The organism is Schwartzia succinivorans DSM 10502 (assembly GCF_900129225.1).
GTDB lineage: Bacteria > Bacillota > Negativicutes > Selenomonadales > Selenomonadaceae > Schwartzia > Schwartzia succinivorans.
On record NZ_FQUG01000005.1, the window covers coordinates 182,739 to 207,505 of the forward strand.

Here is a 24,767-nt window from a genome sequence, read left to right on the forward strand (position 1 = left end):
TCGAAAGAAACAGACAGATTGAACTTCTAATATGATGGGAGCTGTCAGAATGAATAGAAAGAAAGTCTTGGCGGCATGTGCAGGACTCAGCACAGCAATGCTGCTCATCCCTCAGGGGACGGCCCTCGCGGCGTATTCCTCTACCGGTGATTCGGGAGTCAGCATTGTTGATTATATCGAAAACCGACGCCGAGGGGAAAGGGAAAACCGCCTTTCCGAGGCTCAGAAGGAGCTTCAAAAGGATGCCGCGGAGATGGTATCGGAGCTGAGGGGCCCTATTGACCCGACGAAGCCGCTTCCGGTCGCCGTGGAAGGCGATGATATGCTATATGATGAGCGTACCGGAGACGTTTATGCAAAGGGCAATGTCCGCATTACCGAAATTGATGCACGTCGCTTTACAAGCGATGAGATGACAGGCAATCTCAAGGAACAGGAAGTCAATGTGCCCGGAAAAGGACACATGCTTCAGGTGCCTAATGCCGTAGGAAAGAAAAATGGCGGAAAGCTCAGCCAGCCGGCAGACCTTGAGGGTTATCGTATTGTCTATAACTACGGGACCCAAAAGGGAAGCATGGAAGAGGCAAAGGGTAAAATTGGAAAATACTACGTTTACGGAAAAAGAATTGAATTTTATCCTGAGCGTGTGCTTGTTTATGACGGCTACGCAACGCGCTGCGGCGCAAAGAATCCTGATTACCGCCTGACGGGTTCTCTTATTGAGGTATATCCCCAGAAGGAAATGATTATCCATAATATGAGCCTGAAGGTCAAAAATTCCACCATTTACAGTGAGAAGGAGCACCATGTGGATATAAGCCCTGAGGCGCAGAGGGATACCACATACCCGAGAGTCGGCTACTCCAACAGTGACGGCTTTTGGATGAGCTATCGGCTGCAGTATGACCTTGCAAGCCGCCTTGATGCCTTTGCCGACCTTGCCTATTATACAAAGCACGGCATGAGAAATGTATACGGCATAGAGTGGAGAAACGCCGGAAGCTATGCCTCCGTTCAGTATGGCCGCTACGTCGATGGCGATGACAACTGGATTAAGAAAAAGCCAACCTTCCTTTACTCATATTCCCACCGTATCGGAGATTTGCCGCTGAGGTACGGTCTCAGCTTTGAGATGGGCCGCTGGGAAAATAAGGGCATCACAAGTACCCATACAAAATACGGCCTTTCTCTTGCTCCCGATACAATTTATTTGGGGAGTAAAAAGGTGCGCCTGAATCTGGGCGTTGGGTACTCTATTACCCGTGAGAGCTACGATAAATCTCGTGTTGACGGTTTTAGCTACAACGGTGTTGTTGTTGACGAATTCAGCGATAATTTTGCCCTTTATGCAGGCTATTACTATTCAAGGTCAAATAAAGAAAATGCGCTGTTCAACTATGGGTTAAGTGACTATTCCCGCAAGGGTGTTGCCGGAATGAGCGTCGGAATTACGCCGAGGGACCGCATCGTGTTCGGAACCGAGTTCAACATGGCAACTCACAGCCTGAAGGATGTGGACTACTACTGGTTCCACGATATGCATTGCGTACAGATGATCCTTCGTTATCGTGAAAAACGCGACCAGTGGCACGTGACCTTCCAGTTCACACCATGGTGATACATATGGAAAATGAACTTAAAAAGCTTCTGCGGGATATGCAGGGGAAAAGGATATTGATTCTTGGGGATGTCATAGCAGATATTTACCTTTTTGGAAGTATTGCGCGCATCTCCCGTGAGGCTCCCGTGCTTGTTCTTGAGCAGGCAGAGGAGCGTGTTGTTGCCGGAGGCGCGGCGAATGTTGTAAACAACGTCGCAACCCTTGGCGGAAGCGCAGAGGCCTGCGGAATTGTGGGCGACGACAAGGCCGCAGAGGGACTTCGGAATATACTTAGCAAAAATGGTGCAGGTGTAGAGGGACTTCTGACAGACAAAACAAGACCGACCATTGCAAAAACTCGTATCATCGCAGGCGGCCGTGAGACTGTAAGCCAGCAGATTGTACGTGTTGACAGGGAAAGCCGCGAGCCTATGACAGAGGCTCTTTCGGATGCGCTTGTTAAATATGTGGAGAGCCGCATAGAGGAAGGCATTGACGGACTTGTGCTTTCGGATTACGGCGGAGCCGTCGTAACTGACGATGTACAGAAAAAGATACTTGCGCTTTGCCGTGAAAAAGGCGTTCTGACGATTGTTGATTCCCGTTATTCCGTAAAGCGTTTCGTTGGTGTTGATTATGTAAAGCAGAACGACTCAGAGCTTTCGGCAGCCTTCGGGCGGGAGCTGAAAGATGAAAAGGACATCAGGGAGACAGGAGCAGAGCTTTTGACGCTTCTTGATGCAAAGGGCATACTTGTCACTCGGGGCGACAAAGGAATGACTGTCATAGAGGAAGGCGTGGCTGAGGATATACCTGTACGCGACAAGAGCGAGGTCTTTGATGTTTCAGGCGCGGGAGATACATGCGTTGCGGCCTTTATTCTTGCGAAGGCGGCAGGAGCGGATTCGGTGCGGGCGGCAGAGCTTGCGAATTTTGCCTCGGGAATTGCCGTGCGCAAAAAGGGTACGGCAACCGTCAGCGCGGAAGAGCTCAGTGCTGTAATTGAGAAGTTTGCTTGATTCGGAGGAATATATGCTTATTGCAAGAGAAGATATAGAAAAATTCTGCGAAGTGCTCAGAAAGAGCGGAAAGCGCGTCGTTTTCACCAACGGCTGCTTTGATATCCTTCATGCCGGGCATGTCCGCTATCTGGAAAAGGCAAGAGCACTTGGAGACTGCCTTGTTCTGGGACTTAACAGCGATGCCTCCGTGCGGCGTCTCAAAGGCCCGTCCCGTCCTGTTAACAGGGAAGAGGACAGAGCTGAGGTCGTGGGAGCATTAAAGTCTGTTGACTATGTGACGGTTTTTGATGAGCCTACCGCATCTGAGCTTATCGCGCTGGTGAAGCCTGCGGTTTACGCAAAGGGCGGGGATTACACCCTTGATACACTGCCTGAGGCAAAGATCGTTCAGAGCTATGGAGGCGAGGTGGCCTTTATAGACCTTGTGGAAGGACGTTCAACCACAAACATCATTGAAAAAATTAAGGAACAGTAGGATGAATATACTTGTAGTAAAGCTCAGTGCCATCGGGGACGTTATTCACGCGCTGCCGGTCTCGTACGCCATCAAGGAAACCTTTCCTGACGCACGGCTGACCTGGGTAGTGGAGCCTCCCGCAAAGGAGCTTCTCGTGGATAATCCATATATCGATGACATAATAGTATTTGAAAAAAAGAAATTCAAGGCATCCCTGGGAGGCTTTCTGGCGAATTTCGGTCCATTTAGACGGCGTCTGAAGGCAGGTAATTTCGATATTGCCCTCGACCTGCAGGGACTTGGCAAGTCGGCTGCAATAGCGTATTTTTCAGGAGCACCGAAGAGATTTGGCACCTGTGATATGCGTGAATTCAGCGACAAAATATCGAAACCTGTAAGAGGTGCCAACAGAAACGGGCATATCGTGGAACGGTATCTTGATGTTGCCCGCGCTATCGGGTGCCGTGTTGATGAAGTGAGGTTTCCTGTCGTTGTTTCCCAAAGAGACAAGGAGCTTGTGCCAAAGATTTTGGCGAAGGCCGGTGTCCCTGAGGGTGCTTCCTATGCGGTGCTTGCAGTAGGGGCAAACTGGCCCAATAAGCGCTGGCCCACAGAGTATTACGCAAGGCTTTCGGATTGGCTTTACGGTAAAAAAATAATTCCTGTCTTTGTGGGAGGCGGTGCTGTAGATGAAAGCCTTGTTGCCGAAATTGACGCAAAGGCAGAGATACCTCCTGTTAATCTCGTTGGACGTACCAGCCTTAAACAGCTGGCTGAGGTCATTTCAGGAAGCAGAATCATGGTCGGCGGCGACACGGGGCCTGTTCATCTTGCTGCAGGGCTTAAGGTGCCTACGGTTATGCTCATGGGGCCTACTGACGCTGTAAGAAACGGTCCTTACGGTCAGACAGAAAACGCAATAGAGGTTGACCGCTCCTGCAGATACTGCTGGAAGAGGGCTTGTCCCAAGGGACTTGACTGTCTGGCGGCTATTCGCGTAGAAGAGGTACAGAAAAAAATAGAAGAGATTATAAAAAAAGAGCTGTGAAAAAGCGTTCTTGCCTTCCCCATTGGGGAAGGGGGACCACGTAGTGGTGGATGAGGTACACCAAGGAGAGCTGCCATTTATGCACATAGCAGGCACTTTGGGGAGCACCTCATCCGAGCCCTGCGGGCCCACCTTCTCCTAAAGGAGAAGGCATTCTTGTTGCTTTTTTCACAGTTCTTTTTGCAGGTGTTACAAATTTTGAATAACAAAAAGCTCCGAAGCCAAGGCTTCGGAGCAAATTTTCATTTGGTGACTCCTACCGGATTCGAACCGGTGAACCCGCCGTGAGAGGGCGGTGTCTTAACCACTTGACGAAGGAGCCGAGAATTATATTACTACAAGTAGGTATCTAAGTCAAGCATTTTTTAAAAATATTTTTTTAAATTACTCACTAACCTTCTTCAGTCCTTTCTTCAAACGCTCAATAGCTTCTTCCTGTCCCAAAAGATACAGAAGCTCCGTTACTCCGCCCGGAGTAACCTTCTGACCGGAGAGAGCTATGCGCATGGGCCACATGACAGCGCCCATCTTGAGCTGAGTGCCTGCGACTACACCCTGCATAATTGCATCAAGGGAGTATGGTGTCCAGCCGGGGGCTGCTTCGAGATCACGGATGGCCATCTCAAGAACCTGAGCCGCAATTTCCTTCGTTACCTTGTTGCGCTTGTTAAGGAAAAGCTCCGCGTCGTATTCAGGAAGCTCGCGGAAGAAATGAATCATATCAGGGATTTCACTGAAGCGGCTGACACGTGTGCGGAGAAGTCCGCAGGCGTAGAGCCACTTTTTGTCCAGCTCCTCGGTCAGTTCACCTGCAAAGGGGCGTGCAGCCTTAGAGAAATCGAAATCGCTCATTTTCTTGAAGTATTCACCGTTTACCCAGTCGAGCTTCGCGTAATCGAACACTGCCTGAGATTTGCTGAGACCTTCAAGAGAGAAAACCTCCGCCATTTCATCCATGGTGAAAAGCTCCTGATTGGACTTCGGGCTCCATCCGAGAAGAGCAACGTAGTTGGTGATTGCCTCCGGAAGATATCCCATGTCTACCAGCTCGGAGAAGCTCGTCGCGCCGTGACGCTTTGAAAGCTTCGATACAGAGCCGTCCTCGTTCTTGCCCATTACAGGAGCGAGATGAACAAAGGTCGGTATGCTCCAGCCGAAGGACTCGTAAAGAAGAACATGCTTCGGGGTGGAGGTGATGAACTCCGTTCCGCGGATGATGTGGGTGACACTCATGAGATGGTCGTCGATGACGTTTGCAAAATTGTATGTCGGCATCCCGTCCCGTTTGATGAGAACCTGGTCCTCAAGCTCATCATTGTTTATCGTGATGTTGCCGTGAACAACGTCATGGAACGTCGTCGTGCCCGTAAGAGGCATCTTCTGACGGATAACGTATGGGTCGCCTGCATCAAGATGCGCCTTGATTTCTTCCTCGGAGAGGTCGCGGCAGTGGCGGTCATAGCCCTTGTATTCACCATTTTCATGCGGATGCTCCGTATCGCAGAAGCAGCGGTACGCAAAGCCCTTCTCAATGAGCTCCTCCGCATATTTTTTGTAAATTTCCTGACGCTCACTCTGAACGTAAGGCCCGCAGTCGCCGCCGATGTCCGGACCTTCATCCGGAATTATGTGAGCAGCATCAAGAGTGCGTTTGATGAAATCAACAGCGTCAGGCACAAAGCGGGCACGATCCGTATCCTCAATGCGGAGAATGAATGTGCCGTCATTTGCTTTCGCAAAAAGATAACCATAGAGTGCTGTCCGAAGATTGCCGATATGCATATACCCCGTCGGACTCGGAGCAAAGCGTGTACGTACCTTTGTCAAAATCATGACCTCCAAAAATTCAATGCTTTTCTTGAATATATATTACTATGAACGAAAGCAGGAAACAAGACATTTCGAAGTGCGCATGGTATAACTCGGCAAAAGATGTCCCCCACTTCTGTAAGTGGGGGCTGGGACAAATAACAACAGGCGGCGAGCATATCTCCCGCCTCGTTGAAACGCTGACAGAGGAGGTTTTGCCCTTGGCAAAACTGTATCAAAGGCGTTATAATGATACATTGGAATGTATAGCAGACTCATACTTTTGAACCGAAAAATTACATCAGAGTTGTAAAAGAAAAAGTAAGGAAAGATTCAATTGGATTACAAAAATATTCTTGTCATAAATCTTATGCACATCGGTGACCTTATGCTGGCGACTCCGGTTCTTCGGACGCTTCGTGCGAACTATCCGGACGCGCGGATAACACTTCTCGCGGACAAAAAGCTCCGTGACCTTGTGGAGTTCAATCCGCATATAGACGAATGCATGCTGATAGATAAAAAGGGCGAGGACGACCGTCTGGGCGCTTTCATAAGGTATATCGGAAAGGTGAGGGCGAAGCATTTCGACCTTGTTATAAATCTGCATAGGAACGAACGGGCTTCTGCGCTGGCAGCTTTTTCAGGAGCAAAGCATATAGTTGGCTACAGCAAGCCGGGATTTTCGCTCTTCTTCGATAAGGTTATGCAGAATCCTTCAGTTGCTCATCATATCGGACAGGGGCCTTTTCAGCTTTTTCCGCCCCATAAGTATGTGCCGGGATGGAAGCATCAGGTGACGGCACATATTGAGGTTTTGAAGGAAGCCGTTGGTGTAACGATAATTGACGACGGAGGCCTTGAGATGCAGCTTCCCCCGGGAGCTGAAGAAAAGGCTGCGGCACTTTGGGAAGAGCATTTTGACAGGGATGAAAAGGTAGTTGCCTTTAACATCGGTGCCAGCTGGGAAACAAAACGCTGGCCTGACTCATATTTCGCAAAATGCGCGGACAATCTCATTAGTCGGGGCTATGCGGTCGCATTTTTCGGAGGCCCAATGGATACGGAATTTGTGGAAAGCTGTGTTTCACAGATGAAGGAAAAGGACAGCCCCCGTATCCATGTATTTACAGGGAAGGTGTCTCTTGGCGTGCTTGCAGGAATGCTTCGCCGCTGTGTGCTTTTCCTCACCACGGATTCAGGTCCGATGCATATCGGAGTTGCAATGAATGTCCCCATTGTGACCATGTTTGGCGCATCGCCTGTGCCGGGCTTTTATCCCTACGACGAAAAGGACGTGCTTATAAAGGCACCTGAGCCTTGCCACCCCTGCGGTATTCATAAATGTCCACACGAGGGTGAGACAAATCTCGGCTGCATGAAGCACATGCCGCCGAAGCTTATCATGAAATATGTGGATGAGCTTCTGGAAAAATATGAGGACAAGGTCGGCAATATGCCGTCCCATTACGGAAAATATCAGTGCCGTGTGATAGAGCCGACCATGGACGAAGCAGTAGCGGCAATGGACAGGTGATGAAATGAAGATTATACAGGTTGCGCATGCCCTGACGCAGAACGATGCGGCTAGTCAGCAGCTTTTGAATATGGACCGTATTTTTAGGGAACTGGGATATGAGTCGAAAGCTTACGCCCATAAGCTGGACGCGAGACTTAAAAATGAAGCGGAAACAATGGATGCCTTTGAAGCATCCGATGACGATATCATAATTTATCACATGACAACAGGGACATCCTTTAACAAATGGGTGTACAAATATCCGCGGAAAATTGTTCTGTTCTACCATAACATCACCCCTGCAAAATATTTCTTCGGGAATGCCTGGGGCTCTTGGCTGAAATGTCTTAAAGGGCGCAGAGACCTCAAAAAAATTGTGAAGAATACATTTTTTGCATGGGGAGCATCAGAGTATTCCCAAAGAGAGCTTGAGGAGCTTGGACTTAAGCATACGAAGGTTCTTCCGATTGTCGTAAATCCTGATGATTACAAAAAATATGATAAGGTTCAGTCGATTGTTGATACCTACGGCGACGGATACAAAAATATTATAGTTGTCGGGCGCGGAGTACCGCATAAGAGACAGGATGAGGCAATCGAGGCTGCGGCATGGTACCGCGACCATATATCCGATAAAATCCGCATTGTGATAATCGGCGGAATAAAAGAAAGCTTTGCCAAAAAGCTTCATGCCCTGGTTAAAAAACTTAACATGGAAAAGCATGTGCTGTTTACAGGAAAAATATCCAATGAGGAGCTTTGCACCTGGTATGGTCTTTGCGATGCGGTACTTTCCCTTTCAGAGCATGAGGGTTTTTGCGTGCCGCTTATAGAAGGAATGATATTCGACAAGCCTGTTATAGCATACGCGGGCGGTGCTGTGCCTGAAACTCTCGGCAAGGCAGGGGTGCTGCTTCGTGAAAAAAATCCTGAGCTTGTGGCAAATACAATTTATGAAACGCTTACAAACGAATTGCTTTTAGAGACTTTGAGAAAGGAACGGCAGCAGCGGCTGAAGGAGCTTTCATATGAAGCTCTTGTGAAAAGACTTAAAGAAGACATAGAAGAAATAAGGACACTTCAAAAGGAGGTCTTGCGGTGAAATTTTCGAGGAAGAAAATGACGGACTTTGTCAGTGAAAAGACAAAGGACTGCCGCGTTCTTGTCGTAGGCGATATCATGCTTGACAAGTACTTCTATGGAGAGGTCTCAAGGATATCTCCTGAAGCTCCTGTTCCCATAACTCGTGTTGTTAAGGTAAAGGAAACCCTGGGCGGTGCTGCAAATGTGGCACACAACCTTGCACTTCTCGGCTGCAGGACAATCGTTGCGGGTTATATCGGGAATGATTACCATGGGGAGAGTCTTAGAAAGCAGTTCATTGAAAGAAATATTTCCATGGACGGTCTTGTGGAGACAGAAGCACCTACAACGACAAAAATACGTGTTATCGGCGGACATCAGCAGATGATGCGTCTCGATTTTGAGGAAACGAAGCCGGCGGTGGACGAAAATGGGAAAAGGCTTCTTTCCAAGGTAAAAAAATGCCTTGAAGCAGGTTCACAGGCTATAATACTTTCCGACTACGGAAAGGGAGTATGTACGGCAGAGCTTTGCGGAGAAATAATTTCTCTAGGAAAGGAATACGGCGTGCCTGTAATTGTAGACCCGAAGGGTACTGACTGGGGCCGTTACCGTGGGGCTGATTATATAACGCCGAACCTTAAGGAGCTCAACGAGGTGCAGAAAGAGCCTGCGGAAAATAAGGATGAAGCAGTAGTACGCGCGGCCCGGTATGCGATGAGACGTTTCCACATAGGAGCTATGGTGGCAACACGCTCGGAATGCGGACTTTCAATGGTTCGTTCACGTTCGGTGGTACATATACCGACAAAGGCGCAGGAGGTATTTGATGTTTCAGGCGCCGGAGATACAGTTATTGCCACATTTGCGATGGCCCTTGCCGGTGGGCTTGACCCTGCATCAGGAGCATATCTCGCGAATCTTGCCGCGGGCGTGGTAGTAGGCAAGCTTGGAACCTACGCCGTAAGCAGGGACGAGCTTCTTAACGCATTACAGACAGAAAAATAGCCTTCTCCCTAGGGGAGAAGGGGGACCGCGTCAGCGGTGGATGAGGTGTACAAAGGCAGACCACTATCTGCATAAAAGGCACTTTAAATAGCCTTCCCCTGCGAGGGGAAGGTGGCAGTCCGAAGGACTGACGGATGAGGTGCACCCCAAAGCACCCACTATGTAAAGCACTTATAGGAGGTAAAAATAAATGATTATCGTAACAGGCGGCGCCGGCTTTATCGGCAGCAACATCGTAAAGCAGCTTAACAGAATCGGCAGAGAGGATATCCTTATCGTCGATGACCTTGCAGACGGAGAGAACTATAAGAATCTCCGCGGACTAAAATTCTTTGATTACAAGCACAAGGACGATTTCCTTGAAAATATTGAGGGTGATGACTTCGACGGAACGGATGTGGATGCCGTATTCCACGAGGGCGCATGCTCCGATACGATGGAATATGATGTCAACTACATGATGCGTACAAACTACGAATACTCCAAGGCTGTGCTTCATTACTGCCTTGAGCACCGCGTCCCGTTCTTCTATGCTTCTTCCGCGTCTACCTACGGCTTGGGCGAGAACGGATTCCGTGAAGAGGACGAATGTGAGAATGCGCTGAATCCGTATGCATTTTCGAAGCTTGCCTTTGACCGCTATGTACGTCAGCTTCTGCCGGATGCAAAAAGCCAGGTGGTAGGTCTGCGTTATTTCAATGTATACGGACCACAGGAGCATCATAAGGGTAAAATGGCATCCATCTTCTATCAGCTTTACAACCAGATTAACGAAACAGGCGTAGCAAAGCTTTTCGATGGCTATGGAGAATACGGCCCGGGCGAACAGCTCCGCGATTTCGTCTATGTAAAAGACGTCGTAAAGGTTAATCTCTGGTTCTGGCGTGAAAAGGGCCCAAGCGGCATCTTTAACTGCGGGACAGGAAAAGCACACAGCTACAACGAGGCGGCACAGGCAGTTATCGACGCCATGGGCAAGGGCAAAATAGAGTATCGTGCCTTCCCTGAGGTACTCAAAGGCAAATACCAGTCCTATACCCAGGCTGATGAAACGAAGCTTCTTGCGGCAGGCTATGATGAAGGCTTCTATGACATGAAGGATGCTGTGAAGGAATACTGTGACTTCCTGACAGCAGGCGGATATTTCGTTTATGGCAAGTAAAGCTGTTTTTTTTGACAGGGATGGCACACTGAACGTCGATACGGATTTTTTGTATAAAAAAGAAGAATTCGAGTGGATGGATGGGGCTGTCGAGGCTATACGCTTCGCAAATGAAAATGGCTATAAGGTCATCGTCATAACGAATCAGAGCGGAGTTGCACGTGGGTATTTCAAGGAATCTGACGTGAATGCTCTTCATGACTGGATGAACGAACAACTAAAGGAATATGGTGCCCATATAGACGCTTTTTATTACTGTCCGCATCATCCCGAAGCTGTTGTACCCGAGTACAGAAAAAAATGCGAATGTCGAAAACCCGGGTCAAAGCTTGTGGAGGATGCCTGCAGGGATTTCGATATCGACAAGAAGGCTTCTGTCATGATTGGGGACGCCGACCGCGATATAGAATGTGCCGAAAAAGCAGGTGTCAAGGGTGTAAAATTCACCGGCGGCAATCTGCTTGAATTCGTAAAACAAAGCCTTCCCCTTTAGGGGAAGGTGGCAGTCCGAAGGACTGACGGATGAGGTGCACAACAGCAAACCACTATCTACGTAAAGACGGTTCAATGTGCCTTCTCCCTTGGGGGTGTCAATATGCCAGTGGCATATTGGCTGGGACCACGTAGTGGTGGATGAGGTGCACAACAGCCTACCACTATGTATATAAATAAATCCGAAAGGTATGACCACGCGTGCTTTGTTATACAAAAGATAGCAAGCGATTATCACAAAAGCTGCGCAAAGAAATGACCTCATATGAAAAGCATCTTTGGTATGATTTTCTACGGTCATACCCTGTTCAATTCAGACGACAAAAACCTTTTGCTACATATGTGGTTGATTTTTACTGTGCAAAGGCAAAACTGGTTGTTGAACTTGATGGAGAACATCATTGGGATGAAGAAGAGCAGTTTCATGATGAGCAGAGGGACAAATATTTGAATTCAATTGGACTCAGGGTGCTGCGTTTTTCTAATCATCAATTGATGGATAATTTTTCGGAAGTATGTGGAATGATTGATAGGACAGTGAAAGAACGTACATAGAAGGTACTTTGGGGAGCACCTCATCCGACTCACTGCGTTCGCCACCTTCTCCTAAAGGAGAAGGCAAAATAATATGCCTTCCCCATTGGGGAAGGGGGACTACGTAGTGGTGGATGAGGTGTACAAGGGTAAATCACTATCTGCATAAAAGATACTTCAATGTGCCTTCTCCCTTGGGGGTGTCAATATGCCAGTGGCATATTGGCTGGGACCGCGTCAGCGGTGGATGAGGTTCACAAGGACACCCCCCTATCTGCATAAAAGATACTTCAATATGCCTTCCCGATACAGCGAAATTAAGTATGAACCGCAGAATTTCTCGAAAGTCTATCTGCATAAAAGATACTTCAATATGCCTTCCCCTTTAGGGGAAGGTGGCAGTCCGAAGGACTGACGGATGAGGTGCACCCAAATTAATCACTATCTACAAATGGAGATACTATGTTTGAACATTATTTTTTCGGAATGCAGCAGGATTTGAAGCTGGCGGTGCTGCCGCCTCTTCTCTGTGCTGTATTCCGTGCTGTTTTTATATACGCATACGCGCCAAGGGAGAGCATCAGAGGCCAGTGGAAGAAGCTTTACCACTGCTTTCGCTACGGCTTCTGGTGGGGAATGGACTGGAATGCATACGCATATCTTATCCCTCTGGCGCTCGTAACACTCCCGGGGGTATTCCTGCCTGCCTATTATGAGCTTGGAGATACAGTGCGTACAGTGTGGATTGTTTCCTATGTCTTTGTGCTTTACTTCCTCTTCTGGGGAAAGATGATATTTTACTATCATTACAATGACATCTATAATTCTACTCTGTGGCTTGGGAAAAATGCGGATAAAAAGAACCTTGCGGACATATTTTTCAATCAGAATCATGGCGCGTGGATACTTTTAAGCTTTATTCCCTACGTATTTTTGTGCCTCAGGGCAGCAGAATTTTTGCTTGGAATTCCGAATATTTCCTACCCTGTTTTTGAAACTGAATGGAAAGTGTACGCTTTCAATACAGCCATTTTCCTCGGCTCAATCGCAATTTTCTATTGGTTCCGCTTCGGCGGCACATTCCGTCACCGCCTCAAACCTGAGTGGGATGAAGTACCTCCTATTGTAAAAAATGACGAGGTTATCGGAAAAGCTACTGTGGATGACCTTGTGGCACTGGAAATCGTGTGGAAGCACCCGGCCCATGAATCCCTGAAGCATTCTGACGAAGAAGCGGCAGAGATTATGGCGCCGGTAATGCCCAAAGGCTGGCAGGATAAAAAGGACCCACTCGAAAGTTTTATGCGAAAAGCGAAGGGGCCTCGAATCAAAAAGCCGTCCCATATATTTTATTTGTTGGGAGAAAGCCACTCCCAGATAATATATGACCCACAGTTCAGCTGTCTCAACATGATGGAAGGAACGAAAAAGTGGCGTGCCCAGGAGCATACGGTAGCTATTGATAACTTCCTGTCGGCAGGACTCATATCCCAGCCATCGCTTGTGAGCCTCATTCTTGGCATATATGACGCGAATATGGAAATCAACGAGAACAAGGATTTCTGGAGCGGCTGCACGATTACATCCCTGCCGTTTCAGCTTAAAAAGCTGGGATACAAAACCTCCTTCTGGTACGGTGGCGGATTAAGCTGGGGGAGTCTTTATCACTTTATCCCGGGGTCAGGCTTTGATGAAGCCCATGGCGGACCGGATATCTGCGGCCCTGACGCGCCGAAAACATGGTTGGGTGTTTACGACCATCTCTTTTTGGAAGAAACAGCACGCCGCATAAAAGCGTCTGATGACGGTGCGCCGGAATTTCACTTCATCTATACCACCTCGAATCATGGACCATATAACATACCTGTCACCGAATACGGCTTTGATGCTGACCGTGTTCTTAAGGATGCGCCTGCTAAGGTACGCCAGAAGGATATGGCACTTAGGGAGGCAGGCGGAGTATGGTACACAGACCAGGCTCTGGCTCACTTTATTGAGGATATGCAGAAAACATATCCTGACAGCCTGATTATTTTGACAGGCGACCATGCGGCTCACTTTGTGGAATACGACTGTGATATAGTTCCGCGCACAATGGCGACACTGCGTGAAAACAGAACAACCTCCTTCGCTTTGTCTCATCCTGAGCTTACAAAGGATATGTTCGCAGGCAATACACTTGGAGGGCATCTGAACATAATGCCAACGATATTCGAACTCATCGCTCCGAAAGATTTCGAATATTATTCCATCATGCCGTCGCTTTTGGAACATCTCGACCATATAACTACTCCTTTTGGCTGGATGACTGTTGACACAATCGGAGACTACTACAATCACGTTTCACAGCCCTTGGCACCGTGTATGGAACTGCCTGATACAAAGCACGACGTATCGGAATTTGAAAACGAACGCTTCGCGTGGTCTGAGCTTACGGGATGGATTATCCGTCATCCTGAGCTTTTGACACCTGTATCGGGAAAAAAATAAATCATCAAACGGACAGTCGGCATTTGCCGGCTGTTTTCCTTTGTGTGGACAGTAAATGCGATATGTTGTAAAATAATTAGAATGGAAGCTTGTAAATACGATTATTCACAAGAAATATTGGGAGAGTAAGGCATGAAAAATATTCGGGACATCGGCCGAAAAATATACAATGTAAATTATTGGCGTGAACGGAGAAGATATTACATTTTTCTACTTCGCTGCTTCTTTAACAAAAGCAAAATGAAAAAAATAGACGAATTTTTCCACAGCACAAAGCTGCTGGAGGAAATCGCGGATATTTATCCATTCGTGTATGAACAGCCGACCCGGGCTTTTTTTTATAACAAATCCACCTTTGATGAGAGAGCGGCTCTCGTAGAAAAGCACATGGATTTTACTGCACGCACATTTCGCGCGGATATAGTCAGGGATTTATATTCCGAAAAAAATATTTCCCTTTGGGATGGCGGCGAGCTTGATGGCAGCCGCCTTTGGGGTATGCTCTATTTTGAGGCAGGGCAGCGAAAAGAAGGCATGATGTCGGTAATGCTTAGGCTTGATGATAAACCTCTGTATCAGATTATCTTCTGGATATCTACGGATAAAAAAGGAGATATTTCCATGTTTATCGGCGCCATGCAGGGTCCGAACATGGACGATGCGCGTGACGTCGTAAAGAAAGTAACCAAGTTCTGCCATGCGTACAGAACGAAAAATCTTGTTCTGTACCTTACTCAGGCTGTTGCACGGGCACTGGGGCTTAAGCATATTTACGCCGTAACAAATGAAGGATACTATGCTAATAACCACGTGCGCGCCGACCGCAAGCTCAAGACAGATTTCAGTGAATTTTGGATTGAAGCGGGAGGACATCCGACCGACGACGCACGCTTCTACGAACTTCCGCTGGTGGAAGCCCGTAAGACAATGGAAGAGGTTCCGACACGTAAGCGTGCCGTATACCGCAAGAGATTTGCCATGCTTGATGAATTGGATAAAACTGCAGCAGAAAAAATGAAAACCATGCTTGTGCCGGAGGCGCAGAAATGAATCAATATAAGAACATATTAGTGTATTCCCTTGTGAACCTTGGGGATGTGCTTCTTACAACAAGCGCGACAGCGCTGCTCAGAAAGGCGTACCCCAATGCGAAAATTACAATGATGGTCCGCCCTGTTGTGCGTGAAGCCGTAGAAAATAATCCCATTATAGATGATGTTATCCTTTTTGATTACAAAGCGAAACAAAACTCGATAAGCAAAATGTGGCATATGGTGCAGACCCTGAAGAAAAGAAATTTTGATCTGGCCATATCCTACGACAGAAAGCTTCGCCCTGCGCTCCTTTGCCGGCTTGCAGGAATCCCTGTACGTGTCGGCCCGGACAAGGTTTTTGATGACGTGCCGAGCCGTGTTCCCTGGTTTTATACAGATACGGTACCCGTAAGGCATGATTTGGTAAAAACACTTCAGGCTGAGACATATCAGGAGATTATCCGCGGATTTACAGGGATTGACGGGCATGAATCGCCTGTAATGGCCCGCATGACAGAGGAAAGCCGTAAGAAAGCGGAGAGTCTTTTGGAGAGGCTGCCGAAGGCCGAAAAAAGGATTGCGCTTTGTGTCAAAGGCACCTTTGAATTAAAAACATGGCCGAAAGAGTATTTTGCAGAGGTTGTTAAGAATCTTGCAAAAGAATACGATGCCTCGTTTTTTGTGGTCGGAGCACCCGGCGACCGCGGGTACTCGGATGAAGTAATTAAAGAAATGGCATCTGTAAAAGTGCAGAATTTCTGCGGAGATACAAACTTGGTAGATCTGGCTTCGCTTATCTCTATGGCGGACCTTTTGGTTACTGTAGATACGGGCGCTACTCATATTGCTGCGACAACAGGTGTACCTATGGTTGTTATGTATGGCTGTACCAGCCCCGACCGCTGGCACCCCTATAACGAAAATGCCCGTGTGCTTACATCGCGGGAAGCCTGCTGCCCGTGCCATGTGGCGGCGGACGCATGCCAAAGCTCACCAAAACCGGCATGCCTTTGGAATGTTACACCGGACATGGTACTCAAAGAATGCAGGTCACTTTTACAGCGCCAGTAAATACTTCTGCAAAAGCAGTAAACTAATATGCAATGGAGGCATATAAATGGGAAACGGTAAATGGAGGCAGGCTTCATTTTGGAATAAGCTTATGTATTGGGACTTGCTTCTGTTGGCCTTGGCGGCAAATGTATCAACAGGGGCATCTTCGGTTGCTGTAGGCTTAGGTGTGCTATTTGTGATTCTGCAGTACGTATTTACAAAGGAGCTTCCTGAGTTCGATAAAGGTATCGGAAAAGTTTTTGCCGCGTTTTTTGCCATTCAGATGCTTATCGCGGCACTTTCCATGGACCCGGGTGTGAGCTTCCGGACGATTTCGGGAGAGCTTCACAGATTTTTTATCCTTTTCTTTGATCTTATGTATCTCAAGGATAAAAAACAGATATGGAATGTACTGATGCTTTTTGTGCTGTCCGCTTTTGTAAATGATGTCGAGGCTCTTCGGCAGGCTTGGAAGAGCGGGTTTAATAATCCGCACTTGGTACATGGCTTTAATAACACGCACACGTTTTTGGCTAGCCAGTGCTTAGTTGCTATTCCCGCGGCGCTGTTTGCTTCTGTTCAGCCCTGCATTGAAAAATGGAAGCGTAATTTCGCGTTGTTTACAGCAGTTTTTTCCGTGGCAATTCTGTTTATAAGCGGAACTCGCGGAGCGTGGGTAGCGCTCGCTCTGGTTATATTGGCGTTTATCCTGCTTTCGCGTGTAAATGTCAAAATGGCCGTGGCATTAGCTGTTTTGGTTGGGGTTATGGCTGCAGTTTCTGTCGCTTTTATGCCTTGGTTTCATCAGCGTGCGGTATCTATAACAGATATAAAGCATAGAGCAAATACAGAACGAATATTGATGTGGGAGTCTGCATTGCAGATAATCCAAGATTATCCGGTTCATGGCATAGGTCAGGATATATTTGTGTATCAATATAACACGAAGTATATTTCCCCTTTGGCACGCGAACGCGCACCTGAGGGACACCCTGAAAAAGGACATGGGCATCCGCACAACTATATATTGAAGATTACCAGTGAGGGCGGCGTTTTAGGTCTTGCTGCATTTCTTATGTTCTACGGATACCTTGTTTACCGTCTTTGGCTCATGTATCGTCAGGAATATGGAAAGACTCCGATTCCCTGCGGCATGGCAGGCCTTCTTCTGTTCATTGGAATCCTGGCGGAAGGCATGACAGATACAAACATGAATCAGGTTCCCATAATGAGGGCATATTGGCTTTCTATGGGAATATATTTTGTCGCATGGAGTTTGCGGCAAAAGAATGAAAGTGGAGAAAGTAAGAGCGATTGATAAATCACTGATTAAATCAGTAATGTAAAGATTTTGGGAAATGGCGCTTTGGGCGTTTGAAAAAATGGAAGGGGAAGCAGTTTGTTATTCAATTCATACGAGTTTTTGCTTATTTATTTGCCATTTGTATTTATAGTATATTTTTGGTTGGGCAGAAAAAAGCATACATGGGCGCGGATGTGGATGGCTGCCGCGTCATTCTTCTTTTACGGATGGTGGGATTATCAGTATGTTCCTCTGCTGATGGCATCAATCATGTTTAACTATTTTGTAGGATGCCGGCTGGAGGAAACATCACGGAGTAAATCGTGGCTGTGCTTCGGCATTACGGTAAATTTGCTTTTGCTCGGCGCGTACAAATACACGGGCTTTTTCCTTCAGAATGCAAACAGCCTCATGGGCAAAGCTGTTTTTGACGTGCCGCAGATTGTGCTGCCGCTGGGAATATCATTTTTTACCTTTACGCAGACGGCATATCTTATAGATGCATATCGTGGGGAGACAGAGAACAGTTCATTTCTTACATATTGTGAATTTGTCACGGTATTTCCGCATTTGATTGCTGGCCCTATAATCAGCCACAGGAAAATGCTTCCGCAGTTCATGGCGGAAGAAAATTTTCGCATACAGTACGATAACGTCGCGTACGGGCTCACGCTTTTATCCTTTGGATTATTTAAAAAGGTTTTTATCGCGGATAGAATTGCAGAATATGTCAATCCAATTTTTGCGCAGTCCGGGAGTTTGACATTGCCTGAGGCGTGGATTGGCGCAGTGGGGTATACCCTGCAGCTTTACTTTGATTTTTCCGGTTATTCGGAAATGGCAATCGGATTGGCGAGAATGTTTAATCTCCGCTTTCCGGTCAATTTTGATTCACCATACCAATCACTGAACATTATTGATTTTTGGCGTCGTTGGCACATGACGCTGGGCGCATGGGTGAGAGATTATCTCTATATCCCATTGGGAGGAAATCGGCAGGGCGAGCTTCGGAAGATGTTCAATCTGCTGCTAAGTATGCTGCTCATTGGACTTTGGCACGGCGCAGGCTGGACCTTTGTGATTTGGGGAGGAATACACGGAGTTCTTTTGCTCATTAACCACGAGTGGAGGCGGCTTGAGATACAGCTTCCAAAGTTTTTATGCTGGGGAATGACCTTCCTGGCAGTCACTTTGGCATGGGTATTTTTCCGTGCCCCGGACAGCAATACGGCACTGCAGATAATATATACAATGTTTGATCTGAATGCTTTTCTGCTTCCGGACTGTGATTTTACACTTGCATATCAGGATTTGCTTGCTTCGTATGGCATTTATATCAAGAATTCCTGGCTTATGGCGGACCCCCATGTCGGAGATCATATCGTCATACTGCTTGGTCTGCTGATTCTGGCCGTATTATGTCCGAATCCTGTCCGCTTCATGGAAACATTTAAAACGGATAAACGTTGGTTAACTGTTGCTGTTGTGTTATTTGGTGTTTCGTTGTTGTATATGAGTGCATATACAGAATTTTTGTATTTCCAGTTTTAACAGGAGGTTATGTAGTTGTCCTCTGAGAACTATGTTAGATATTTTATTTTTATAGTGGGAGGCTTTATCCTTTTTCTTTGGGGATTGGCTTGGATAGCGCCTGAATCGGCATATATGGACCGTGAATATGCTGAATGGCAGAGTAAGAAAGAATATGTCCGACAAGAATCAGACAAAAAAGAGATTTTATTTTTGGGGGATTCTCGGATGCTGGCAGCCGTTGACCCCACTCTGATGGCAAAACCCGGATTTAACCTTGCGTTAAGTGGGTCAAATCCGGTAGAAATGTATTTTACTCTAAAAAACTATATGGAAAATCACCCGAAGCCGTTAGCGGTTTTTGTGGGTTTTGCTCCTGAGCATTTGGCAAAATTGGACGCTTATAAACGCAGGAATTTCCATTTTCACTATTTTACTTATGATGAAGCTATGGAATCGCAACAGCAGATTTTTCAGAGTGACGGCTATTCCAAGGAACAGCAGAATAAAGAGCTGATTGACGACTGGCATTACCTTTTAAGGCTGCCGACCCGTTATGGCAGAGTAATTCTCAAAAGTAAATTAAGGCGCGGAAAAGAATACAGAAAAAATTATCAGGAAATTATGGGAAAATTTGGTCATAGCCAAGTTATTTCAGCTAAGGAAAATAATGAGCAGAATTGGGAAGCTCAGCAGAAACATTTCCGAATATTAAACAGCAACGATTTTTACTTAAAGAAAATTCTGAGGCTCTGTGAAGAACAGCTTATACCGGCGTATATTCTTCAGTTTCCTGTTAATCCAAGAAGTGAACATGATATAGAAGCGTCTGGCTATAGTGATGCTTATGAAGAATATATGCGTTCGATTATGCGTGAATTTCGGGTTTCAGTAGAGCTTAAAGCTCCGGTATATCCGGCAGATTGCTTTAGAGATCCGAGTCATCTAAATGTTTATGGAACCGAGATCTATACGAAAGATTTGATTAACAGGTATGATATTTTGAAATGATTAACAGACAATAGCAGATAGTGGAGGCAAGAATTTACAAATGGATGTTGAAAAAATGATTCGTAAAGAATATGTGTATGGAGAGAAACAAGGAGATAACACTATTCATATTGCGTTCGGACTGGACAAGAGCTATGTGCGTCCGCTTGGAGTCATGATGACCTCTATTTTGACATATAATAAATCGGTGTGTTTTCATGTCTTTATAGATGAAATTGAAGATAATGATTTGCGGCGATTGGAATCTACAGTGGAGAAATATCATGCTTGCTGCTATTGTTATATCGTTAATCCGGAAATATTTAAAGATTTTCCGCAAACCTTTGGCTGGCATACGGCCATGTATTTTCGCTTTTTAGCATTTGAACATTGTTATTTGAAAGGAATTCGACGATTGCTTTATCTTGATGCGGACATGCTTTGCATGGGAAATTTAAGAGAACTGTATTTTATGTCCCTTGAGGGCAAGGAAATTGCCGCAGTGAAAGATCCCGGGCTTCCGGAAGGGCGGCTGAAGCGTATTGATTTTACCGGAGATGGATATTTTAATTCGGGCATGCTCATGGTCGACCTTTGCGCATGGCATGATAATAAAAATTTTGATACCGCTATATCAATGCTTCAGAAGACCCCGGAACGTTTTGAAGCACCGGATCAGGATGTTCTCAATCTTTTATACGCCGATAAGGTTTATTGGGCAGGAAAAAGATATAATCAGGAAAATAATGTTGAGGACATCTACCCGGAGAATACTGTGATTGTGCATTATACAAGTACGCCTAAACCGTGGCTTGCCTGGTACTACTGCAGTGGGAAAAATTTCTGGCAGCAGTGTTCCGATATGTCGGAATGGAGCGATGTTCCTATTATTCAAAATCCGAGAACCGTCAGGGAAAAAAGACTGCTTTCACGTACCTGCTTTAAAAAAGGAAACTTTTGGCAGGGAATTATATGGTATTGCAGGTATTTGAGCAGTAAAATATCTGCGTAAAGGTAGATCGATTTATGACAGAGATGACAATAGAAGAAATAAAGCAGGAAGAAACAAAACTCCTGGTGTGGTTTGCTGAATACTGCGATAAAAATAATTTAAAATATTCATTGGCATATGGAACATTTTTGGGGGCTGTAAGGCATCATGGTTTCATTCCGTGGGATGATGATGTAGATGTCATGATGCCCAGAGAAGATTACAATCAATTTTTGAAGTGCTTTTCGGAAATAGACAGTGGATGGGTGCGACTGGTTCACCCGACAACAGACAGGCAGTATCCGTACCCTTTTATAAAGCTTGTCAGTAAAAGGACGTATTTGGAGGAAAAGCGGCTCAAGCCGGAGTATCAGGTTGATGGTATGGGAATCTGGGTAGATATATTTCCTGTAGATTATGTGCATAGCAAGAAAGATTTTTTGCGGATTGTTTCTGACTGTAAGCTTTTGGGAAATATGATTTATCAAAGGACACCGAAGCATTGGATTAAACGTGTGACACAGCCGTTGTGGGAAAGTGTTCTTTCGGCTGTCAGGCCGAATGTACCCGCGCTTGTGGAACGGATTGACAAAGAAGCACAGGCGGACTCTTCTGATAAAATGGGCATATCTATATGCGGAGAAGGATTAAAGGAGATATTCAGTGCTTCCGTTTGGAACGAACTGGAAGAATATTCCTTTGAAGGATATAGACTGAAAGGGCTTAAATGCTATGATATGTATTTAAGCCAGCTATACGGTGATTATATGCAGCTGCCGCCTGAAGATGAAAGACCGACGCATAATTTTGAGGCTTGGTGGAGATAAAAATCTTAATCGGGAGGAACAGGGGAGATAATGTCTATATCCGAAATATTATATTCGATTTTAATACTGCCGCTGCAGCTTTTCTTTGAGGTTGTTTTTGTTTTGGCAAACAGGCAGCTGCCTCATCCCGGTTTTGCTATTATTGCATTGAGCCTTGTTATGAATTTTTTGGTTCTGCCTCTTTACAGGCGTGCAGATGCAATACAGGAAGAAGAGCGGGATATTGAGGTAAAGCTGGCACGGGGAGTCGCTCACATAAAAAAGATGTTTAAGGGCGACGAGAAAATGATGATGCTGCGTACCTATTATCGGCAGAATAATTATCTTCCGACAGATGCCATTAAAGGCTCATTATCGCTTTTTTTGGAGATACCTTTTTTTATTGCTGCATATCAGTTCCTTTCCCATTTAGAACTGATTAAAGGAGTGGCATTCGGCCCTGTTGCTGATTTGGGGGCTCCGGATGCCCTTTTGACTGTAGCTGGAGTATCAATAAATGTTCTGCCAATAATTATGACGGCAGTCAATCTTATTTCAAGTGCAATTTTCGTACGAGGTTACCCTCTTAAAACAAAAATACAGCTGTATTCAATGGCATTGTTTTTCCTTGTGTTTCTTTATTCATCTCCGGCAGGCCTTGTTTTTTACTGGACACTGAATAACCTGTTTTCCCTTGTTAAGACCATTTTTTATAAAATTGAAAATCCCCGTAAAGTCCTGGCTGTATTGCTGTCTCTTTGCGGAGTCGCAGCAGCCGTGTACGGAATATTTTTTTATCATGGCTTGGTTCGAAACAAAGTATATATGGTGCTCTTTGGCATTGTCGCGCAATTATGGCTCCTTTGGAAGACCGGAAAGATTAAGACAAAGGAAAAAACAAGTGAGCCGTCCATACCTGATGCAAAAGTTTTTTGGATGTCAGCAATATTCCTGACTGTCTTGATCGGATTGCTGATTCCGTCTTCGGTTATCAAGGCATCTCCACAGGAGTTTGTGAATGTACAGCATTTCTTTCATCCACTTTGGTATGTTGTAAGTGCGGGATGTCTTGCGACAGGGACGTTTCTGGTTTGGATGCGCGTATTTTACTGGATTTCGGATAAACGAGGGAAGGTAATATTCGAACGTATTCTTTTGTGTTTGTGCGGAGCAGCCGTTGTAGACTACATTTTTTTTGGTACAGATTACGGGATATTATCATACCTTTTGAAATATGATAGACCAATTAATATAACATCCAAACTTAAAATGATAAATACGCTTGTTTTGATATTTACATCAGGCATAATATGCTGGGGGATTAAGCGTTACAGAAATAAAATCTTTAGCATTCTATTGACTGTAATACTGGCGGCCGGAGGTATGTCGGCGTTCAATGTTTATGAAGTATGGAGCAATATAAAAATCTTGGAGAAGCGTATAGAAGGCGGTAATGCTGCCGGACGGGACGAGAAGATTATACAGCTTAGCAAATCGGGAAAGAATGTTGTTGTTATTATGTTAGACAGGGGTATGGGCCCTTATATCCCATATCTTTTCAATGAAAATAAAAACTTGAGGGAGCAGTTTTCAGGTTTTACCTACTATCCTAATACAACGTCTTTTGGCGGTTTTACAAATTTTGGAACTCCTGCCCTGTTTGGTGGGTATGAGTATACACCGATGGAGATGAACAGTAGAAAAGATGAAAAACTGGTTTCCAAGCAGAACGAGGCGTTAAAGGTTATGCCGGTGTTATTTTCTCAAAATGGGTATGAAGTTACGGTGTGCGACCCGTCTTACGCCAACTATCAATGGGTACCTGATTTATCCATTTATTCTGATTATCCCGGCATACGGACGTATAATCTTGATGGAAAATATAGTGATTCGTTAGTTGATGAAGTTGCAAGTAATAAAAGGAACTTCTTCTTCTACAGTCTTATGAGAAGTTCCCCGCAGCTGATACAGGGAACGGTGTATGATAACGGGCAATATAATCATACCAGGTACAGTTCACAAAAAATATATGGGCCGTCAAAGGCAGATGGTATAGCGCCGAGCTTTATGAATACGTACAGTGTGCTGACAAATTTGCGGAGGATTACTGCAATCAGGGGAGATGTCGGAAATACATTTCTGATGATGACCAATAATGCAACGCATGAGCCAATGATGCTGCAGGAGCCTGAATATTTACCCGCTGAGCGTGTGGATAATATAGAGTACGATGCACAGAATAAGAGCCGTTTTAATGTTGACGGCAAAAATATGAAGATGGAAAATGAACAGCATTATATCCATTATGAATCAAATATGGCAGTACTTAATGCGTTGGGGAAATGGTTTGATTACTTAAAGAAAAATGGGGTATATGATAATACCCGAATCATAATCGTGTCGGATCATGGGCGTCAGATGGGGCAATTTGATGAATTAATCGTCAAGAAAAAAGGAAAAACTTACGACATAGAAGGTTTTGCTGCACTGCTTATGGTTAAGGATTACGACGCGCAGGAGTTCAATGTATCGAATGAATTCATGACCAATGGTGATGTGCCGTCGTTAGCTGTAGCAAAACTGATTGATGAGCCGATGAATCCGTTTACCGGCAAAATAATCAGCAACGCGGAAAAAACAGCTCATGCGCAGTATATTATTACGTCGAATAAATGGAATACTGACAAGAATAATGGAACGCAATTCCTACCTTCCGACTGGCTTACAGTGCATGATGACATTTGGAACAAGGATAATTGGGAGTTTGCCGCTGAGGATGCGGTGTTGACCGGCAGTGAATGACATAATATTAATAAATAAAAAGAACTCAGCCATC

20 protein-coding genes and 1 tRNA gene are annotated in these 24,767 nt (G+C 45.7%); 19 read left to right on the forward strand and 2 right to left on the reverse strand.

The window, feature by feature from the left end:
• Positions 1-49 precede the first annotated feature (49 nt).
• From BUA83_RS07435 to BUA83_RS07450, 4 genes are read left to right on the forward strand one after another with little or no spacing between them, the layout of a single operon-like run.
• The gene (locus BUA83_RS07435; protein WP_072935608.1) at positions 50-1,618 is read left to right on the forward strand and encodes an LPS-assembly protein LptD; all 1,569 of its coding nucleotides are present in this window, start codon (positions 50-52) and stop codon (positions 1,616-1,618) included.
• 5 nt (positions 1,619-1,623) lie between these two features.
• On the forward strand, positions 1,624-2,619 hold the full coding sequence (locus tag BUA83_RS07440; RefSeq protein WP_072935609.1) for a bifunctional heptose 7-phosphate kinase/heptose 1-phosphate adenyltransferase: 996 nt from the start codon (positions 1,624-1,626) through the stop codon (positions 2,617-2,619).
• Between the two features lie 13 nt (positions 2,620-2,632).
• Entirely contained in the window at positions 2,633-3,097 is a 465-nt protein-coding gene (gene rfaE2, locus BUA83_RS07445) for a D-glycero-beta-D-manno-heptose 1-phosphate adenylyltransferase (RefSeq protein WP_072935714.1), read from the forward strand.
• Between the two features lies 1 nt (position 3,098).
• Entirely contained in the window at positions 3,099-4,127 is a 1,029-nt protein-coding gene (locus BUA83_RS07450) for a glycosyltransferase family 9 protein (protein WP_072935610.1), read from the forward strand.
• A 247-nt stretch (positions 4,128-4,374) separates the two neighbouring features.
• Here BUA83_RS07450 and BUA83_RS07455 read toward each other — a convergent pair.
• Both BUA83_RS07455 and gltX read right to left on the reverse strand, forming a co-directional pair.
• Positions 4,375-4,449: transfer RNA gene (locus BUA83_RS07455), tRNA-Glu, on the reverse strand.
• Positions 4,450-4,511: 62 nt separating this feature from the next.
• Positions 4,512-5,960, reverse strand: coding sequence for a glutamate--tRNA ligase (gltX, locus tag BUA83_RS07460; RefSeq protein ID WP_072935611.1), 1,449 nt, complete (start codon positions 5,958-5,960; stop codon positions 4,512-4,514).
• Positions 5,961-6,273: 313 nt separating this feature from the next.
• Here gltX and BUA83_RS07465 point away from each other — a divergent pair, with 313 nt between their 5' ends.
• The 15 genes from BUA83_RS07465 to BUA83_RS07535 all read left to right on the forward strand — a co-directional run bounded on the left by BUA83_RS07465 (position 6,274) and on the right by BUA83_RS07535 (position 24,733).
• A complete protein-coding gene (locus BUA83_RS07465; RefSeq protein WP_407695187.1) occupies positions 6,274-7,473 on the forward strand; it encodes a glycosyltransferase family 9 protein in 1,200 nt (399 codons plus the stop codon).
• Between the two features lie 4 nt (positions 7,474-7,477).
• Positions 7,478-8,557 (forward strand): glycosyltransferase, encoded by a 1,080-nt coding sequence (locus BUA83_RS07470; RefSeq protein WP_072935612.1) that lies wholly within the window; start codon positions 7,478-7,480, stop codon positions 8,555-8,557.
• Between the two features lie 17 nt (positions 8,558-8,574).
• Positions 8,575-9,546 (forward strand): D-glycero-beta-D-manno-heptose-7-phosphate kinase, encoded by a 972-nt coding sequence (rfaE1, locus tag BUA83_RS07475; RefSeq protein ID WP_072935716.1) that lies wholly within the window; start codon positions 8,575-8,577, stop codon positions 9,544-9,546.
• A 190-nt stretch (positions 9,547-9,736) separates the two neighbouring features.
• Positions 9,737-10,708: an ADP-glyceromanno-heptose 6-epimerase gene (gene rfaD / locus BUA83_RS07480; protein WP_072935613.1), complete on the forward strand. Its 972-nt coding sequence runs from the start codon at positions 9,737-9,739 to the stop codon at positions 10,706-10,708.
• Positions 10,698-11,201: a D-glycero-alpha-D-manno-heptose-1,7-bisphosphate 7-phosphatase gene (locus tag BUA83_RS07485; protein WP_072935614.1), complete on the forward strand. Its 504-nt coding sequence runs from the start codon at positions 10,698-10,700 to the stop codon at positions 11,199-11,201. The genes rfaD and BUA83_RS07485 overlap by 11 nt, the downstream gene beginning before the upstream one ends.
• A 200-nt stretch (positions 11,202-11,401) precedes the next feature.
• Positions 11,402-11,755 carry an endonuclease domain-containing protein gene (locus BUA83_RS07490; protein WP_072935615.1) on the forward strand — a complete coding sequence of 118 codons (354 nt, stop codon included), beginning with the start codon at positions 11,402-11,404 and terminating at the stop codon, positions 11,753-11,755.
• Between the two features lie 441 nt (positions 11,756-12,196).
• Positions 12,197-14,224 carry an LTA synthase family protein gene (locus BUA83_RS07495; RefSeq protein ID WP_072935616.1) on the forward strand — a complete coding sequence of 676 codons (2,028 nt, stop codon included), beginning with the start codon at positions 12,197-12,199 and terminating at the stop codon, positions 14,222-14,224.
• Positions 14,225-14,356: 132 nt separating this feature from the next.
• Complete coding sequence (locus BUA83_RS07500; RefSeq protein ID WP_072935617.1) at positions 14,357-15,274, forward strand: VirK/YbjX family protein; 918 nt, start codon at positions 14,357-14,359, stop codon at positions 15,272-15,274.
• Positions 15,271-16,329 carry a glycosyltransferase family 9 protein gene (locus BUA83_RS07505; RefSeq protein WP_072935618.1) on the forward strand — a complete coding sequence of 353 codons (1,059 nt, stop codon included), beginning with the start codon at positions 15,271-15,273 and terminating at the stop codon, positions 16,327-16,329. Before BUA83_RS07500 ends, BUA83_RS07505 begins: the two co-directional genes overlap by 4 nt.
• Positions 16,330-16,375: 46 nt before the next feature.
• On the forward strand, positions 16,376-17,629 hold the full coding sequence (locus BUA83_RS07510) for an O-antigen ligase family protein (protein WP_072935619.1): 1,254 nt from the start codon (positions 16,376-16,378) through the stop codon (positions 17,627-17,629).
• Between the two features lie 183 nt (positions 17,630-17,812).
• On the forward strand, positions 17,813-19,165 hold the full coding sequence (locus tag BUA83_RS07515; RefSeq protein ID WP_234988297.1) for an MBOAT family O-acyltransferase: 1,353 nt from the start codon (positions 17,813-17,815) through the stop codon (positions 19,163-19,165).
• 15 nt (positions 19,166-19,180) lie between these two features.
• The gene (locus BUA83_RS07520) at positions 19,181-20,155 is read left to right on the forward strand and encodes a hypothetical protein (protein ID WP_072935621.1); all 975 of its coding nucleotides are present in this window, start codon (positions 19,181-19,183) and stop codon (positions 20,153-20,155) included.
• Between the two features lie 40 nt (positions 20,156-20,195).
• Positions 20,196-21,146 carry a glycosyltransferase family 8 protein gene (locus BUA83_RS07525; RefSeq protein WP_072935622.1) on the forward strand — a complete coding sequence of 317 codons (951 nt, stop codon included), beginning with the start codon at positions 20,196-20,198 and terminating at the stop codon, positions 21,144-21,146.
• 14 nt (positions 21,147-21,160) lie between these two features.
• Entirely contained in the window at positions 21,161-21,952 is a 792-nt protein-coding gene (locus BUA83_RS07530) for a LicD family protein (RefSeq protein ID WP_072935623.1), read from the forward strand.
• A 30-nt stretch (positions 21,953-21,982) separates the two neighbouring features.
• A complete protein-coding gene (locus BUA83_RS07535; RefSeq protein ID WP_072935624.1) occupies positions 21,983-24,733 on the forward strand; it encodes a YidC/Oxa1 family membrane protein insertase in 2,751 nt (916 codons plus the stop codon).
• Positions 24,734-24,767: the final 34 nt, after the last annotated feature.

What these genes read in the sequence shown, in the direction of transcription:
- BUA83_RS07435 (WP_072935608.1), top strand. Translation starts at nt 50, where the DNA reads ATGAATAGAAAGAAAGTCTTGGCGGCATGTGCAGGACTCAGCACAGCA.
- BUA83_RS07440 (WP_072935609.1), top strand. Translation starts at nt 1,624, where the DNA reads ATGGAAAATGAACTTAAAAAGCTTCTGCGGGATATGCAGGGGAAAAGG.
- rfaE2 (WP_072935714.1), top strand. Translation starts at nt 2,633, where the DNA reads ATGCTTATTGCAAGAGAAGATATAGAAAAATTCTGCGAAGTGCTCAGA.
- BUA83_RS07450 (WP_072935610.1), top strand. Translation starts at nt 3,099, where the DNA reads ATGAATATACTTGTAGTAAAGCTCAGTGCCATCGGGGACGTTATTCAC.
- gltX (WP_072935611.1), bottom strand. Translation starts at nt 5,960, where the DNA reads ATGATTTTGACAAAGGTACGTACACGCTTTGCTCCGAGTCCGACGGGG.
- BUA83_RS07470 (WP_072935612.1), top strand. Translation starts at nt 7,478, where the DNA reads ATGAAGATTATACAGGTTGCGCATGCCCTGACGCAGAACGATGCGGCT.
- rfaE1 (WP_072935716.1), top strand. Translation starts at nt 8,575, where the DNA reads ATGACGGACTTTGTCAGTGAAAAGACAAAGGACTGCCGCGTTCTTGTC.
- rfaD (WP_072935613.1), top strand. Translation starts at nt 9,737, where the DNA reads ATGATTATCGTAACAGGCGGCGCCGGCTTTATCGGCAGCAACATCGTA.
- BUA83_RS07485 (WP_072935614.1), top strand. Translation starts at nt 10,698, where the DNA reads ATGGCAAGTAAAGCTGTTTTTTTTGACAGGGATGGCACACTGAACGTC.
- BUA83_RS07495 (WP_072935616.1), top strand. Translation starts at nt 12,197, where the DNA reads ATGTTTGAACATTATTTTTTCGGAATGCAGCAGGATTTGAAGCTGGCG.
- BUA83_RS07500 (WP_072935617.1), top strand. Translation starts at nt 14,357, where the DNA reads ATGAAAAATATTCGGGACATCGGCCGAAAAATATACAATGTAAATTAT.
- BUA83_RS07505 (WP_072935618.1), top strand. Translation starts at nt 15,271, where the DNA reads ATGAATCAATATAAGAACATATTAGTGTATTCCCTTGTGAACCTTGGG.
- BUA83_RS07510 (WP_072935619.1), top strand. Translation starts at nt 16,376, where the DNA reads ATGGGAAACGGTAAATGGAGGCAGGCTTCATTTTGGAATAAGCTTATG.
- BUA83_RS07515 (WP_234988297.1), top strand. Translation starts at nt 17,813, where the DNA reads ATGGCTGCCGCGTCATTCTTCTTTTACGGATGGTGGGATTATCAGTAT.
- BUA83_RS07525 (WP_072935622.1), top strand. Translation starts at nt 20,196, where the DNA reads ATGGATGTTGAAAAAATGATTCGTAAAGAATATGTGTATGGAGAGAAA.
- BUA83_RS07530 (WP_072935623.1), top strand. Translation starts at nt 21,161, where the DNA reads ATGACAGAGATGACAATAGAAGAAATAAAGCAGGAAGAAACAAAACTC.
- BUA83_RS07535 (WP_072935624.1), top strand. Translation starts at nt 21,983, where the DNA reads ATGTCTATATCCGAAATATTATATTCGATTTTAATACTGCCGCTGCAG.